This is a genomic window from Dictyoglomus sp. NZ13-RE01 (assembly GCA_002878375.1).
In the GTDB taxonomy this organism is placed as follows: domain Bacteria; phylum Dictyoglomota; class Dictyoglomia; order Dictyoglomales; family Dictyoglomaceae; genus NZ13-RE01.
In genome coordinates this window covers 39,058-55,181 of sequence record NIRF01000008.1, presented here as the reverse complement: position 1 = coordinate 55,181, position 16,124 = coordinate 39,058, and the positions used below count along the sequence as shown (strand labels likewise).

General features: G+C 35.5%; 14 protein-coding genes, 1 tRNA gene and 1 pseudogene. 4 read left to right on the top strand and 12 right to left on the bottom strand.

Annotated features, from left to right (window positions below; translation table 11 throughout):
- Nucleotides 1-70: 70 nt before the first annotated feature.
- A complete protein-coding gene (locus CBR30_06645; protein PMQ01327.1) occupies nucleotides 71-1,063 on the top strand; it encodes a hypothetical protein in 993 nt (330 codons plus the stop codon).
- On the opposite strand, the pseudogene CBR30_06640 reads toward CBR30_06645, so the two are convergent.
- A pseudogene (locus CBR30_06640) lies at nucleotides 1,024-1,511 on the bottom strand (flavodoxin). The gene CBR30_06645 and the pseudogene CBR30_06640 sit on opposite strands and share 40 nt — an antisense overlap.
- Nucleotides 1,512-1,756: 245 nt before the next feature.
- A tRNA-Asn gene (locus tag CBR30_06635) sits at nucleotides 1,757-1,831 on the bottom strand.
- 67 nt (nucleotides 1,832-1,898) lie between these two features.
- Between CBR30_06635 and CBR30_06630 the strand changes: the two genes are divergently transcribed.
- The 3 genes from CBR30_06630 to CBR30_06620 are packed head-to-tail and all read left to right on the top strand — an operon-like array spanning nucleotide 1,899 to nucleotide 5,040.
- Complete coding sequence (locus CBR30_06630) at nucleotides 1,899-2,828, top strand: ABC transporter ATP-binding protein (GenBank protein ID PMQ01326.1); 930 nt, start codon at nucleotides 1,899-1,901, stop codon at nucleotides 2,826-2,828.
- Nucleotides 2,825-3,982, top strand: a complete 1,158-nt coding sequence (locus CBR30_06625) for an ABC transporter (protein ID PMQ01325.1) — start codon at nucleotides 2,825-2,827, stop codon at nucleotides 3,980-3,982. Before CBR30_06630 ends, CBR30_06625 begins: the two co-directional genes overlap by 4 nt.
- Nucleotides 3,982-5,040, top strand: coding sequence for an ABC transporter (locus tag CBR30_06620; protein ID PMQ01324.1), 1,059 nt, complete (start codon nucleotides 3,982-3,984; stop codon nucleotides 5,038-5,040). The genes CBR30_06625 and CBR30_06620 overlap by 1 nt, the downstream gene beginning before the upstream one ends.
- Nucleotides 5,041-5,042: 2 nt before the next feature.
- Here CBR30_06620 and CBR30_06615 read toward each other — a convergent pair whose 3' ends face one another.
- The 10 genes from CBR30_06615 to CBR30_06570 form a co-directional block, all read right to left on the bottom strand.
- Nucleotides 5,043-6,632, bottom strand: a complete 1,590-nt coding sequence (locus CBR30_06615) for a citramalate synthase (GenBank protein PMQ01323.1) — start codon at nucleotides 6,630-6,632, stop codon at nucleotides 5,043-5,045.
- A complete protein-coding gene (leuB, locus tag CBR30_06610) occupies nucleotides 6,625-7,725 on the bottom strand; it encodes a 3-isopropylmalate dehydrogenase (GenBank protein ID PMQ01322.1) in 1,101 nt (366 codons plus the stop codon). The genes CBR30_06615 and leuB overlap by 8 nt, the downstream gene beginning before the upstream one ends.
- On the bottom strand, nucleotides 7,722-8,228 hold the full coding sequence (leuD, locus tag CBR30_06605) for a 3-isopropylmalate dehydratase small subunit (GenBank protein PMQ01321.1): 507 nt from the start codon (nucleotides 8,226-8,228) through the stop codon (nucleotides 7,722-7,724). Before leuD ends, leuB begins: the two co-directional genes overlap by 4 nt.
- A complete protein-coding gene (gene leuC / locus CBR30_06600) occupies nucleotides 8,225-9,502 on the bottom strand; it encodes a 3-isopropylmalate dehydratase large subunit (GenBank protein PMQ01320.1) in 1,278 nt (425 codons plus the stop codon). The genes leuD and leuC overlap by 4 nt, the downstream gene beginning before the upstream one ends.
- Entirely contained in the window at nucleotides 9,502-11,019 is a 1,518-nt protein-coding gene (locus CBR30_06595) for a 2-isopropylmalate synthase (protein PMQ01319.1), read from the bottom strand. The genes leuC and CBR30_06595 overlap by 1 nt, the downstream gene beginning before the upstream one ends.
- Before the next feature lie 13 nt (nucleotides 11,020-11,032).
- The gene (locus CBR30_06590) at nucleotides 11,033-12,028 is read right to left on the bottom strand and encodes a ketol-acid reductoisomerase (protein ID PMQ01318.1); all 996 of its coding nucleotides are present in this window, start codon (nucleotides 12,026-12,028) and stop codon (nucleotides 11,033-11,035) included.
- A 16-nt stretch (nucleotides 12,029-12,044) separates the two neighbouring features.
- Nucleotides 12,045-12,536: an acetolactate synthase small subunit gene (locus tag CBR30_06585; GenBank protein PMQ01317.1), complete on the bottom strand. Its 492-nt coding sequence runs from the start codon at nucleotides 12,534-12,536 to the stop codon at nucleotides 12,045-12,047.
- Between the two features lie 18 nt (nucleotides 12,537-12,554).
- On the bottom strand, nucleotides 12,555-14,225 hold the full coding sequence (gene ilvB / locus CBR30_06580) for an acetolactate synthase, large subunit, biosynthetic type (GenBank protein ID PMQ01316.1): 1,671 nt from the start codon (nucleotides 14,223-14,225) through the stop codon (nucleotides 12,555-12,557).
- A gap of 358 nt (nucleotides 14,226-14,583) precedes the next feature.
- Nucleotides 14,584-15,777: a hypothetical protein gene (locus CBR30_06575; GenBank protein PMQ01315.1), complete on the bottom strand. Its 1,194-nt coding sequence runs from the start codon at nucleotides 15,775-15,777 to the stop codon at nucleotides 14,584-14,586.
- Nucleotides 15,778-15,813: 36 nt separating this feature from the next.
- The gene (locus CBR30_06570) at nucleotides 15,814-16,059 is read right to left on the bottom strand and encodes a hypothetical protein (protein PMQ01314.1); all 246 of its coding nucleotides are present in this window, start codon (nucleotides 16,057-16,059) and stop codon (nucleotides 15,814-15,816) included.
- Between the last annotated feature and the right edge of the window lie 65 nt (nucleotides 16,060-16,124).

Here is a 16,124-nt window from a genome sequence, read left to right as displayed (position 1 = left end):
AAAACGTGATATAATATATACAAATAATAATTTTTGGGATTTAAAATAAAAGTTAAAAGGGGGAAAAACAATGAGACTGCGTGCTATTTTAATCTTTCTTGTATTAGCAGTAGTCTCCAGCTTGGCTCAAGTAGATCCTTCACTCCTTCTTCCACAAAACTACCCGGTTCCTAATTGGGTCAAGCCAGGTCTTGTGGTGGTCTATCAACATGAAGGCGGTACTCAATCTGGTGGGGGCGCAAGTGCCGCATCTGGAAAAGGATTCAGGATCGATATTGTTACGGATATAGAAAAAAACACTGTGTACGGTATAGAGTTCATCGTTCTTGTCTCACCTTCTACTTATCAGATAACCTTTCAGCCTTTCAAAGTTATGCCTCTTTTTGTTTTCATCCATCCCAATGCAGTCCAAGATTTACTTAAGAAATCTGATATGTATGCCAAGCAAGGCATTGTAGTGAGAGGAGGACGTGTCTCCGAAAACTCCATTTGGCTGGGCATAGCATATAATGTTTCTTCTCAAGATTTTTGGATATCGAACGAAGGACTCGTTCAGAGAGTCCAGGTTCTCGTAAAACAACGGGAAGGTTCCGCTGTAGTTATGAGTCAAAATGTGAAGCATTTCTACATTGAATGGCCAAATATAAAAGAATTTCCGCCTGTTGCCAGAGAAAGCCACACTTACAACATTTACACATCTATGTACGGATTCACTAATCTTGCTGGAAGTTCGAGCTATCGACTCTCAAATGTCCAGGGAAGGGTTGCCAGATACTCGATATTACAGAGTACTTCTGGCATGTCTACGCCCACAGAATCTATGGGTGTGCCTTCATTTGGTCCGTTCTACATACACCCATCTCTTTTGAAAAAAGATGTTATCCTGCAGATACCAGAGATAGGCTTAGTCTGGAAAAACGAGCAAGGAATGTATGGAGTAGACACCGTTGTTTATTTTAAGGGTCAAGAATGCTTCCGAGCATCTTTTGATGAAAGAGGACTTTTGATGGGCGTTCAACACCTTTATTCGGGGCTTATTTTTTCAGCAGAACTTATACAATGAATGATAAAGGTTTCAATAAAATGATTGGTCTCGTCTTCTAATTTTTTTCTTATTATGAGTCCATAAGTGATAACTTCTTTGTTGTATATCTTGCTCATTTGCTCTAAGCATATACCACCTCCAGCAGCGTAGGTTGCAAAAAACGCAGTTTTTTTGATTTTCTCCCTATTTACGAGGAGATAAGTTCTTATCGCTGGTGTCACTCGCCCGTTCCATACGGGAGTTCCAACGATCACAAGATCGCGTAATCCGTAGGGTCTTTCTCAAAGAGTATTTCTGTTGTTTTACCTCTTGTTGCATCGTAGCCAGCGATGAGAAAGCCCAAAATACCATTTCTTTTCTTTTTATCAATTACCTCGTCAAGATCAGCCCCAAGAGACTCAGCAATTCGTTGAGCAACCTGCCTGGTATGACCGTCCCTTGTGTAATAAGCGACAAGTATTTTCATTTACCACGCCTCCCATCTAAATATAAATTAGTCCTTCCTCTGAAAGGAAGTCCGATTATCACTCTGTTATTTCTTTTTAAACTACAATTTAAACTACCATAGTTTATCATCGTTTAACATCAAATAACATATATAATATAGCAAAGGAAAAAATTCCTCTTCAGGTTGGGGGGGGTGGAATTTATTTTCTCCTGTGAGAATAAGTTAGAAGAAAGCATTTAAGGAGATTGAATCAACAATAAAAATGGCTCCTCGGGCAGGATTCGAACCTGCAACCCGCCGGTTAACAGCCGGCCGCTCTACCGTTGAGCTACCGAGGAGCGATTTTGATAAAATTATATACAAACCCATTTAAAAAATCAATAGCTTTATGTTATAATTTTTTCCATGAATTACAAATTCATTGTGGAAGTAGAAAATTTAAGAAAAACTTACGGAAACATTACCGCCGTTGATGGTATTAGCTTCAAAATCAAACAAGGCTCTATATTTACTCTTCTTGGACCAAACGGTGCTGGAAAGACAACAACTCTTGAAATAATAGAGGGTTTAAGAACACCAGATAGCGGAAAGATCACCATTTTTGGAGAATCTGTTTCAAAAATTGAGGATAAACATAAAGAAAATATAGGGGTATCCCTTCAAGAAACAAATCTTATTCCTCATCTTACTATAAGAGAAACCCTAAAATTATTTAGAAGTTTATATAAAAAGGGATTGGATATTAATGAGGTTTTGGAATTTGTGTCATTGAAAGAAAAAGAAAATACTTATATAGAAAAACTTTCAGGAGGGCAAAAACAGAGATTAGTTATTGGTCTTGCCCTAATTAATGATCCATTACTTCTTTTTTTAGATGAGCCCACCACAGGGCTTGATCCCCAAGCAAGAAGAAGCATATGGAGTCTCCTTCAGGAGCTTAAAAGGAGAGGTAAAACTATAGTATTAACAACCCATTACATGGAAGAGGCAGAATTTTTATCCGATTGGGTATGTATAATGGATCATGGAAAAATTATTAAAGAAGGAACTCCTATGGATTTAATTAGAGAGATTGGTGGAGAAAGTGTAGTTGAGGTTGAGGCAGAAGACAATGAGAAATTTCTAAATGATTTAAAGGAAAATAAAGTAAACTATATATTTAACCCGAAAAAGAATAAATTAATAATAAAAACCGATAATGTACTTAATACCATAGAAATTTTATTAAAGGTTGCTAAAGAAAATTCTATTCAGCTTAAAAACGAGGTCATTAGACAGCCAAACTTAGAGGATGTATTTTTAACACTTACAGGTAGACAGTTAAGAGAAGAATGAAGGTCTTACAAGCATCTATTTATTTTTTTAAATCAACAATAAGAGAAAAATCATATCTTTTTTGGATAATTGCCTTTCCAATTATTCTTCTTACCATGCTTAATCTTATCTTTTCCTCCTTCTACAAAGTGGAAAGAATAAATTTTAATCTTTATCTTCTTAAGCAAGATGGTACATTTTCAAATATTATTGAGGATGTTTTATTAGGGATTAGTAAAGGAGAGAATAAAATCTTTAATCTTAAAGTTTTTAAGGACTACTCCTTAAGAGATAAATTAATAAGAGATTTAAAGGATGGGAAAACTCACGCTATATTGGAAATTCCTGAAAACTTTGATAATTTAATGTTAGCAAATTCCATGTTTCAATTTTTTGGTCTTTCTTCTCCTGCAAAAATAAAAATTTATTCTTTAAACCATAATGCATCTTCTGAAACAACCGCATTAATATTAAAAAATATTTTTCAAAGAATGAATTTAGAATTTGCAAAAAGAATAAGACCTATTAAGGAGTATGAGGTAGAAAGCGAAATTGTAGGCACAAAAAACACCTTTTCCTATATAGATTTTATCTTTCCTGGAACTATCATATATGCAATTACTTTAACCTCTATATTTGGGATTGGAGTTGAAATTGCATGGTATAAAGAAAGTAAAATTTTTAAGAGAATATATCTATCTCCTCTTAATCCTTTGCAATTTTTCCTTTCCTTCTTTCTCTCTCGCCTATACATAATATTAATCCAGGTTTTTTCTCTGAGTATATTCTGTAAGTTTATTTTTAAAAGCTACATAAACCCCCTTTCTATTCCATTTATAGGTTATATTTTGCTTTCAATATTTACCTTATCCTCTCTTGGTTTCTTCTCTGCGTCCATGGCAAAAAATGCAAATTCCGCCAATGTTATTGCCCAAATTGTCCAATTCCCCTTGCAATTTTTAGGAGGCATATATTTTCCAGTCTTTGATGTGCCCTGGTTTATCTACTGGTTCGTTCTAATTAATCCTATTACTTATCTTTCTGCTGGCATAAGAGATTCCTTAGGAGTTCTTGCATCGCCATATCCTGCCTATGTATGTATTCTTTTGCCTCTCTTATTTGGTATATTTTTCTTAACAATTGCTATATTAAAGTTTAGGAGAATAGAGTTCTAATGAGGTCCTTTTTTAATATTTTCTTATATAGATTTAAAAGCTTTTATAGAGATAGATTTACATTCATCTTTGCATTCCTCCTACCTATAATATTTGTCATCATTTTTGGCTTTGTTTTTGGTGGTAGTGATGAGAAGGTAGAAAAAATAAAGGTAGCCTTATTAGAAAGCCAAAAAGAAGTTGCAGATGTTTTTAGTGAGATGTCGGAGCTTGAGATTGTTTTTTGTAAAGATTTAGAAGAAGTAAAAAACTATACATTGAAAGGTAAGACTGATTGTGGAGTTATATTACAAGATAATAAGTTCAAAATTTTCCTAAGTTTCACAAGTTTTCAGCAAAAACCCTTTTTAAGGACCATCGGAGATGTTCTCTCCTCCTACTATTCCATAAGAACCGCAGGATTAAAAAAGAGTATCGAGATAGAGGAGGAAAAAATAGATGTAGGAAAAAGGAGGATTACAAGTCTGGGATACTCTATTCCCGGTGTTATTAGTTTCTCGCTATCTTCCGCCATATTTACTATGATAGCCCTTTTTGGATTCTATAAAAGGGCTGGAATTTTAAAAAGATTTGCCATAACCCCTGTAAATCCTTTTATTTTTATCTCAGGAATAATTTTAGGAAACCTACTTGCTATATTATTTTCCGCAACCCTTGTATTATTAGCCTCACAACTCATATTCAGTATTAACTTTTCCATAAATTGGACCCTTTATATAATTACTACTATATCTACCATACTTGGAATGATGGCAATCGGGATTTTCTTAACAGCCATTTTTAAAGAACCAAATACAGCAAACAATGTAGGAAATCTGATACTTAATATAATGCTTTTCTTTTCAGGCGTATATTTCCCTTTGGACTTTCTTCCAAACTATCTCAAAACCTTTGCCAAATTTTTACCCCTCTATTATGTGGGAAGATCACTAAGAATATCCCTTGGCGTGGAAGAAGGATCCCCCTCCTTTATCCTCTCTACCTCTTTTGTAATGCTAATCTCCTTTTTTGTATTAGTAATTGCCTTTGGAAGACAAATCTTAGAGACGGAAAAGTAAAATTACCAGGTGCTTTCCTGATCCTCTTTCTCTACCAATAATCCATATTCTAAGCTTTCTACAAGAGCCTTCCAGCTTGCCTCAATAATATTCGTTGATACTCCTACTGTGCTCCAATTCTTACCACTTACATCCGTAGAGTCTATAAGCACTCTTACCTTTGCACCAGTTCCACTGGTTCCATTTATGACCCTTACTTTAAAGTCTGAAAGCTGAATATCCTTTAATTTTGGATAGAATTGGGCTAGAGCTTTTCTTAAGGCAGAATCTAAAGCATTTACAGGACCATTCCCTTCCGCAGCAACATGCACAATCTCATCCTTTACTTTCAATTTTAAAGTAGCTTCAGTAGTAGTTTCTCCATGTTCTCCTATCTTTTCCACAATTACTCTTAATCCTATTAAGTCAAATAGTTTTATCTCTTCCCCAAGAGTCTTTCTAACAAGAAGTTCAAAGGAGGCTTCTGCTCCCTCAAAGTAATATCCTTCATTCTCTAATTCAGTTACTTTATCTAATATAATTTTTGCAAGAGGAGATTCTCTATCAATATCAATATTAAACTCCTTTGCCTTTGAAACAATAGTACTTGTACCTGAAAGCTCAGATACCAAAATTCTTCTCTTATTTCCTACCTTTTCTGGATTTATATGCTCATAAGATCTTGGATTCTTTAGGATAGCATTAACATGTACTCCACCTTTATGGGCAAAAGCACTTCTACCAACAAAGGGAGCCCACGGTTCTGGAGGAAGATTAGCTACTTCAGAAACCCAATGGGAAAGTTCTGTTAATTTTGCCAAATTCTCTTCAGGAATTACAGTAAATCCCATCTTCAATTGAAGAATAGGGATTATGGAGCAAAGATTTGCATTTCCACATCTTTCTCCATATCCATTTATAGTACCTTGGACCTGAGTTGCTCCCTCCATTACTGCTACTATTGAGTTTGCCACTGCAAGCTCAGAATCATTATGAGTATGTATGCCTATAGGCACCTTTATCTTTTCTTTCACCTTTCTTATAGCTTCTTGTATTTCCCAAGGAAGGCTTCCACCGTTTGTATCCGCAAGCACTATCCAATCCGCTCCGCCTTCTACTGCAGATTCAAGTGTTGCTATAGCATAAGAAGGATCAGATTTATATCCATCAAAGAAATGTTCTGCATCATAAATAACTTCTTTATTATGAGCCTTCAAATATTTAATAGAATCATAGATAATTTGCAAGTTATTATCTAAAGTTGTTTTAAGAATTTCAGTTACATGAAAGTCCCAAGATTTACCAAAAATAGTTACTACAGGAGTATCACTATCAAGAAGAGATTTCAAATTTGGATCATCCTCTGGAGCATTTTTCACTCTACGAGTACTCCCAAAAGCAGTTATCTTTGCATGTTTTAATGGAACTTCTTTTATCCTTTTGAAGAAGTTTAAGTCCTTTGGATTGGAGCCAGGCCAACCACCTTCTATATAATCAACTCCAAACTCATCTAACTTTTCCGCTATTCTAATTTTATCTTCTAAAGAAAAGGAAATTCTCTCGCTCTGTGCTCCATCCCTAAGAGTAGTATCATATATGTAGATCTTACTCACTTAAATCACCTCTCTCAATATATTCAACTACTAAATCCCCTATCTCTTCAGTGGAAACCAGCTTTTTTGCATAGGGATTGCCTTGGTATAGGTCCATAGTGAAATAACCTTTTTCTAAAATTTTTTCAACTGCCTCCTCAATTTTCTTTGCAGGCTCTTCCAAATGTAGTGAATACCTCAGAAGGAAGGCGGTAGAAAGAATGGTCCCTAATGGATTAGCAATATTTTTACCTGCAATATCAGGTGCCGTGCCATGAATAGGCTCATAAAGACCTTTTGAATCCTCTCCAAGGCTTGCAGACGGAAGCATACCAATAGAGCCTGTTATAACTGACGCTTCATCACTTAAAATATCACCAAAGGTGTTCTCTGTAAGAATAACATCAAATTGCTTTGGATACTTAACAATCTGCATAGAGCAGTTATCTACATACATATGCTCCAATTTTACATCAGGATAATCTTTAGCCACATTCTCTACAATCTCTCTCCAAAGTCTTGATGTTTCTAAAATATTTGCTTTATCTACTGATGTTACCTTTTTATTTCTATTCTTTGCTATTTCAAAAGCAATCTTAGCAATCCTTCTTATTTCATCCTCTGAATAAAGCATAGTATCAACTGCATAAATTTTTCCATCCTTCTCATATCTTTCCTTTGGTTTTCCAAAATAAAGTCCTCCTGTCAATTCTCTTACAATAACAAAATCTACACTTTCTAATAATTCAGGCTTTAAAGGTGAGCTAAAGATTAAAGTCTTATAAGTTTTTATAGGTCTTATATTAGCGTATAACTTTAAACCCCCTCGAAGTCCTAAAAGAGCCTGCTCAGGTCTTAGATGGGAAGGTAGATTATCCCACTTTGGACCTCCTACTGCACCCAATAAAATGGCATCACTCTCTTCACACAACCTAAATGTTTCCTCAGGGAGTGGAACTCCTTTCTCATCAATGGCGGAGCCCCCAACTAACCCATACTCAATTTCAAATTTATGACCAAAAACTTTTTCTATGGTTTTTAACACTTTTACACTTTGCCTAACAACCTCAGGACCAATTCCATCTCCAGGAAGAACTGCAATCCTATAACTCATAAACCTTCACCTCTTGCTTTTTCTATAGCAAAATTAATTAAACCACCTTTATTTATTATCTCCTGTATTAATGGTGGAAATGGCTTAGTTTTAAACTTTTCACCTGTGGTCAGGTTTTCTACAACTCCTTCTGTGAAATCAATCTTTAATACATCTCCTTCCTTTATCTTATCTACAGCCTCAGGAAGCTCTATTATCGGTAGTCCAATATTAATAGCATTTCTATAAAAAATTCTTGCAAAAGATTTAGCTATTATACAATTAATCCCACTTGCCTTTATTGCGATTGGAGCATGTTCTCTTGAAGATCCACACCCAAAATTCTCTCCCACTACCAATATATTTTTTTCTTTTACTTTCTCCTTAAAATGAGGGTCTAAATCCTCCATGCAGTGTTCTGCAAGCTCCTTTGGATCAGTTGTATTTAAGTATCTTGCAGGAATTATTACATCCGTATCAATATTATCTCCATACTTTATGGCTTTTCCTTCAAAAATCATTATTCTTTCACCTCCACTTCCCAGGGAGCTGCAATCCTTCCTAAGATGGCAGATGCTGCAGCAACCGCTGGATTTGCTAAATAAACTTCACTTTTTGGATGCCCCATTCTTCCAACAAAATTTCTATTTGTAGTACTTAAAGCCCTTTCACCTTCTGCAAGTACACCTAAGTGTCCACCAAGACATGGTCCACAACTGGGAGGAGTAATAGTGGCTCCTGCAGATAAGAATATCTCTATTAAGCCTTCTTTCAAAGCTTGCATATAAATGTTTGGGGTTGCAGGAGTTATTATGAGTCTTAAATTTGGATTCACTTTATGTCCCTTCAATATTTTTGCAGCTATTCTTAAATCTTCTAATCTCCCATTTGTACATGAACCAATATAAACTTGATCTAAAGTGATATTTTTATTTACTGCTTCTGAAACTGGATAAACATTACTGGGTAGATGAGGAAAAGCTACCATTGGCTCCAAATTAGAAACATCCCACTCATAAACTTCTTTATAATTTGCATCTTTATCACTATAAAAAAGCTCGTAACCTCTTTTAGCCCTTGGCTTAATATATTCTAATGTAATCTCATCGGGCTCAATGATTCCATTTTTTGCTCCCGCTTCAATCGCCATATTACACATAGTGAGTCTATCAGACATAGGAAGATTTTTTATAACTTCTCCTGTAAATTCCATTGCCATATATCTTGCACCATCAACCCCAATCTTTCCAATAGTGTAAAGAATTAGATCTTTCCCTCCAACCCACTTCGGCAATTTTCCATAGTATACAAATTTAAGAGATTCAGGAACTTTTAACCATATTTCTCCAAAAGCCATGGCATATGCTAAGTCTGTACTACCTACACCTGTAGAAAAAGCTCCTAAAGCTCCATAGGTGCATGTATGAGAATCCGCCCCAATTATGCAATCTCCTGGAAGAGTTAACCCCTCTTCTGGAAGTAATGCATGCTCTATTCCAACTCTTCCAACTTCATAATAGTATTTTATGCCCTGCTCTCTTGCAAATTCTCTCATCTCTTTTGATTGTTGGGCGGACTTTATATCTTTATTTGGAGTAGAGTGATCTGGGACTAATGCAATTCTCTCAGTATCAAAGACCCTTTTAACTCCTATCTTTTTAAATTCTTTAATTGCAAGAGGAGCAGTTATATCATTTGCTAAGATGAAGTCTAATTTCACAAATATCAAATCATTTGGTGCAATTTCTTTATTATTACTATGTTTTAAAAGAATTTTTTCTGTGATAGTATAACCCACTAATTTTCACTCCCTTCCTCTGCAGTAAGTAAATTGTTTAATGCTTTAACATAAGCTTTTGCACTTGCTTCTATAACATCTGTACTTGTTGCTCTCCCAGTATAAAGGGTTCCTTTTTTGTCGGATATTTTTACAATTGCTTCTCCTAACGCATCAGTTCCTGATGTTATAGAGTGCAAAGTAAAATCAACAAGACTATGTTCAATATTTACCGCCTTTGCTATAGCTTTATATACAGCGTCTACAGGACCATTCCCTGTTTCCACACTGTGTACCTCTTCATTATTTTTTTCTAATATTACTGTAGCTGTAGGCACTATCCCTACACCACTTACAACCTGTAAGTGTTTTAATATTAATTTATCTGACTCTTTAACAAATCCATTTGTTATAATTGCCTCTATATCTTTATCGGTTATCTCTTTCTTTTTATCTGCAAGCTCTTTAAATCTTTTGAACGCCTCATCTATCTCTTCCTTTGTCAATTTATATCCAAGTTCTTCTAATCTCTTTTCAAAGGCATGTCTTCCAGAGTGCTTACCTAATACAATTCTACTCTGAGGTAGCCCAATGGTTGTTGGATTCATTATTTCGTATGTAGATGGATCTTGTATTACTCCATGCTGATGTATGCCTGATTCATGAGCAAAGGCATTATCCCCTACAATAGCTTTATTTGGTTGAATCATAACTCCAGTTAAGGCACTCACCAGTTTACTCGTCCTATATATCTCTCTTGTGTTTATATTTGTATCCTTTCCAATTTTCCTTACCTTTAATGCCATAACTATTTCTTCTAATGCTGCATTACCTGCCCTCTCTCCCAAACCATTTATAGTACATTCAACTTGTCTCGCACCATTTACAATTGCAGAAAGGGAATTTGCAACAGCAAGACCTAAATCATTATGACAATGAACACTAACAATGACCTTATCTATATTTTCCACATTCTCCATTAATTTTTTAATAAGCTCTCCAAATTCCCATGGTAAGGCATAGCCTACAGTATCTGGAATATTTATAACTGTTGCACCAGCCTTTATAACCTCTGTTAATACTTTACATAAGAAATCAAAATCACTCCTTGTGGCATCTTCTGGTGAAAATTCCACATCACTACAATATTTTTTTGCATACTTTACTGCCCATACAGCTTGCTCTAATACTTCTTCCTTTGTCTTCTTTAACTTCTTCTCCATATGGATATTTGAAGTAGCAATAAAGGTATGTATCCTGGGAGATTCTGCATTTTTTAAGGCTTCCCAAGCAGTATCAATATCTTGTTGTACTGCTCGGGAAAGACCAGCAATAACTGGTCCCTTTACCTTTTCCGCAATAGTTTTTACAGCATTAAACTCTCCAGGAGATGCTATGGGAAATCCTGCCTCTATTATATCTACATTTAGCTTCGCTAACTGTTTTGCTATCTCCAATTTTTCTTCTACATTCAAGCTTACCCCTGGAGTTTGTTCTCCGTCTCTTAAGGTTGTATCAAAAATATAAATTCTTTCCATAAAGGTACCCCCTTTACTCGCTCTTTAACCAGGGCATCATCTTTCTCAAAACTTTACCCACTTTCTCTATGAGATGCTCCTCATCTTTCTTTAATAGTGCATTAAATACAGGTCTTCCTACTTGATTCTCTAAGATCCATTCTCTGGCAAAAACTCCATCCTGTATCTCTTGGAGAATTTTTTGCATTTCTTTCTTTACAGAGTCATTTATTATCCTTGGACCTCTTGTTATATCACCATACTTTGCTGTATCACTAACTGCTTTTCTCATAAAGGTAATGCCACCCTGGTTTATTAAGTCTACAATCAGTTTAAGCTCATGAAGACATTCAAAATAGGCAACCTCAGGCTGATATCCCGCATTAACTAAGGTTTCAAAACCTGCCTTAATAAGAGCGGTAACTCCCCCACAAAGGACTACCTGTTCCCCAAAAAGATCTGTCTCAGTCTCCTCTTTAAAAGTAGTTTCCAAAACTCCTGCTCTTGTTGCCCCTATTCCTTTGGAGTAGGCAAGAGCTATATCTCTACAGGTCTTAGTATAGTCCTGATGCACTGCAAAAAGGGCAGGTACTCCCTTACCCTCTTTATACAAATCCCTTACAAGAGGACCAGGTCCTTTTGGAGCTACCATAAACACATCTACAAAAGGAGGCGGAACAATCTGGGAAAAATGGATATTAAATCCATGTGCAAATCCCAATGCCTGGTTTGGTTTCAGATAAGGAGCAACCTTCTCTTTGTATAACTTAGGTTGTTCTGTATCTGGAAGAAGAAACATAATGATATCCGCCCTTTGAACTGCAGTCTCTACATCGTACACCTCCATACCTTCCTCAATGGCTCTTTTCCAGGACTCTCCATTTGGTCTAAGTCCTAATATAACCTTTAGACCACTATCCTTTAAATTATTTGAGTGAGCTCTTCCCTGACTCCCATATCCAAGAACAGCTATTGTCTTACCCTTTAAAACATCCATATTAACATCAGAATCATAATATACCTTTGCCATTTTTCCATCCTCCTTATTATTTATTATTTAATCTCATTCCTCTTGCCATCACAATCTTTCCTGTTCGCACCATCTCTTTAATTCCATAGGGCTCCAAATTTTTTATAAAAGCATCTATCTTTTCACTATCACCAGTAACCTCTATAACAAGGTCTTTTTCACTAACATCAACTATGCTCGCTCTAAATATCTCTACTAAATCTATAATAGCTCTTCTTGTATTACTATCTGAATTTACCCTAATTAAAGCTAATTCTCTTTCAACCACAGGAGTATCTGTATAATCATTAACCTTCAATACTACAATAAGCTTATATAATTGTTTCGTGATCTGCTCTAAAACTTTTTCATCTCCATCAACAACCAAGGTTATCCTTGATATATTAGGAGATTCTGTAGTATTTACAGCCAAACTTTCAATATTGTAACCCCTTCTACTAAATAGTCCTGCTACTCTTGCTAATACTCCGGGTTTGTTCTCTACTAAAATGGAGAGAGTATGTTTCATTACTGTAACACCTCCTCGTTAATCAATCATCATCTTATCTATAGAGCCTCCAGCTGGCACCATTGGAAATACATTTTCTTCTCTCTCAACCATAAAATCTATAATTACAGGAGCATCATTTTTCTCTAAAGCCCATTCAATAGCACTTTCTACCTCTTCAACCTTTTCTACTCTTCTTCCATAGGCACTGTATGCTTCAGCAAGTTTTACAAAATCAGGATGAAAATCAAAGAGAGTACAAGCATATCTTTTATTATAAAAGAGCTCTTGCCACTGCCTTACCATACCAAGACAACTATTGTTTAATATGAATATTTTTATTGGCAATTTCTCAGTTACAGCAGTTGCAAGCTCCTGAATATTCATTTGAATACTTCCATCACCTGCTATATCAATTACTATATCATTAGGTCTTGCCAGCTTTGCCCCTATTGCTGCTGGAAGACCAAACCCCATAGTACCTAAACCACCAGATGTAATAAACTGTCTTGGTTTCTTCACTTTATAATACTGTGCTGCCCACATCTGATTTTGTCCAACCTCTGTGACAATAATAGCTTCTCCCTTTGTAATTTCATAAATCTTCTCAATTACGTATTGGGGCTGAATAACATTTTCTTTCCTTCTATATCTTAATGGATACTTCTCTTTCCATTCATTTATCTGTTTCCACCATTCTGGATTTTCCTTTGGATCAACCTCATTGTATAGTCTTTGCAAAGTTATTTTTGCGTCTCCCACAATTGGAACATCAGGAGTAGTATTTTCCCCAATTTCTGCAGGATCTATATCAATGTGTATGATTTTAGCCTCTGGAGCAAAGGTATCAATCTTTCCTGTAGACCTATCGCTAAATCTTACACCAATAGCTATTATTAAATCACTTTTATTTATTGTGAAGTTGGCATAAGCAGCACCATGCATACCAATAAATCCACAATATAATGGATGATCCTCAGGTATTGCTCCCTTACCCATAAGACTTGTAACTACAGGAGCGTTTATCTTTTCTGCAAATTTAATTAATTCTTCACTGGCTTCAGAAGCAATTATTCCCCCACCAGCAAAAATTACTGGTCTTTTTGATTCCTTTATTAGGTTCACTGCTTTCTTAATTTGCAGTGGGTGAGGTTCAAAAGTTGGTTTAAATCCAGGTAAATTAACATCCTTAGGATATTGGTAATTTATTTTTGCAGCAAAAATATCTGCAGGAATATCTATTAAAACTGGTCCCTTTCTTCCGGTAGTTGCTATAAAAATTGCCTCCTTAAATACTCTCAAGACTTCCTCAGGATTTTTTACAAGATAATTATGTTTTGTTATTGGCATTGTGATACCTGTAGTATCTGCCTCTTGGAATGAATCCTTACCAAGTGCAGATGTTCTCACTTGACCAGTAATTGCCAATACAGGAGAAGAATCCATAAATGCAGTAGCAAGCCCTGTTACTAAATTTGTAGCTCCTGGTCCAGAAGTTGCTATACACACACCTAATTTTCCACTTGCTCTCGCATAGCCATCAGCAGCATGAGCGGCACCTTGTTCGTGCCTTACCAATACATGTTTTATAGAGGAATTGTATAAAGCGTCGTAAAATGTTATAACAGCTCCTCCAGGATATCCAAATACAATTTTTACCCCTTCCTCCTCCAGAAATCTTACTATAGCTTGAGCTACTGTCATCTCCATAAGCTTTTACCTCCCTTCTTAAAATAAAAGCTTCTCAACCTAATAAAAAGGGTGAGAAGCTTCCCACGGTACCACCTTCATCGGTCCAAGTTTTTCAGGACCACTCTTTCCTTTAACGCAGGAAATACGAAAAGTTCTACATAGCAAAAAAGAAGGCTTTATGCCTTCTTTCGCCTTCGAACTTTCAGCTCCGAGGCGAGTTCCTTAGGCTATACCACCAGGTTCCACCAACCCCTGGCTCTCTGTAAGGTAATCGCCTAAGTACTACTCCTCTTCCTCGCCATTGACCACTTATTTAGTTTGCTATATTACCATATATTTTAAACCATGTAAAGAGGGGGATACCTTTAAAACTAAATCAATTTAGAGACAGTTTATTTGGTGAAGTATTGTAATAATAGTAAAACTCATTATAAAGAAAATCTGCCCATGCAAGTCCACCGCTACTTTTAGTAAATAAAAGATCTGCATATTTTGTAAGTCCTAAATTCCAGTCATTTACCACATATGGGAACCATATGGAAAGCCCTCCAAGAAGAGTGTAATCAATGTACCTATTATAAATTACTGCACTTTGTATTTTATTCATGAGATTTTCCGCTGAATATTGTAGATCAGAATAAGAAGTGTTATTTTTCACAAGAGCAGAAAAGCAGTATAGATCCATATATTCATAATTGTTGCCGGGGGCAAAGGATGGAGTTACATTCCTCAGGTTCATGATAGCTTGAGCTGAATTAGGTAAACAATTTTTAAGATAAGTAGCAAAATAGTAAAGCTCTGACACAATGGAACTTACATTGCTTAAGTCTACTAAAGACATAGTGATCTTATTATTATTAGAATTGTTATTGTAGTATATATCAATGATTTTAATTCCGAGAGAAATAGGATCGCAAGTTGCGTTTGAGAGAAGAAAACTCAAGATTAAATCCCATCTTGTTGGACCATATGCTGTAGTCTCAGAGAAAATTAAATATTTAGCAACATCCTTAAGCTCATAGGCAACTTCAATATTTCCCATTAAACAAGCATCAAGATAAAGAAGGTCAATTTTCTTTCCCAAAAGACCAGAGCTCAAACCCTCTCTAAGCTCTGGCATAGTGAGAGAATTATTATTATATAGTTCATCAAAACAAATATCCCGATCTATATTACCTTGTGATTTACTTTTCCATCCACTCCCATGATCCTCAATAACCATCAAATATTTTTTAGCAGGAAAGTTTGAGAGGGCATAAGAGACTAAAATTCGTAAGTTTTCAGCATATCCAAAGTTTACGGCACCAGAAAATAAAGTATCAAGTTTTCCATTATGGCAGTAATATAGGTATGAAGTAGCAAGATACTGATATGGACCTGCAAGAATAACAATATTTACTCCTGATGTGTTTGAAAAGCTTTTTATATAATCAATATCTTGCTGAATACAACTTGCCAGATTATTATGTCCATCAAGATACATGATTATAGTCCATTCCACATTGATAAAACAAGTTACAGAATCTCTATCTAATATATTCCCTTTACCATCTATAGCTCTTACTTCCACAATATGGGATGAACCATGTTTTAGATAACTGGTATCCTATAGAGAGCTATATGGAGAATAAAAATCTTCCCCAATTTTTGCCCCATCTACATAAAATTCTATTTTTGCTACATTTACTCCCTCTTTTAACCTTGCAGAAACTTCCACTAAACCTGATCCTGGCACATAAGAATTGTTAGCAGGCTGAGAAACAAAAACTATCTTTTCTGGCTTTGATGCACATCCTGAAATAAAAAGAGAAAATAATACTAAAATGGAGATTAAATAAAATACCTTTTTCATTTCCCTCACCTCCCAATTAAAATTAAATTATTTTCCACCCTTAAGTATAAAAACTCAAAGTGTCA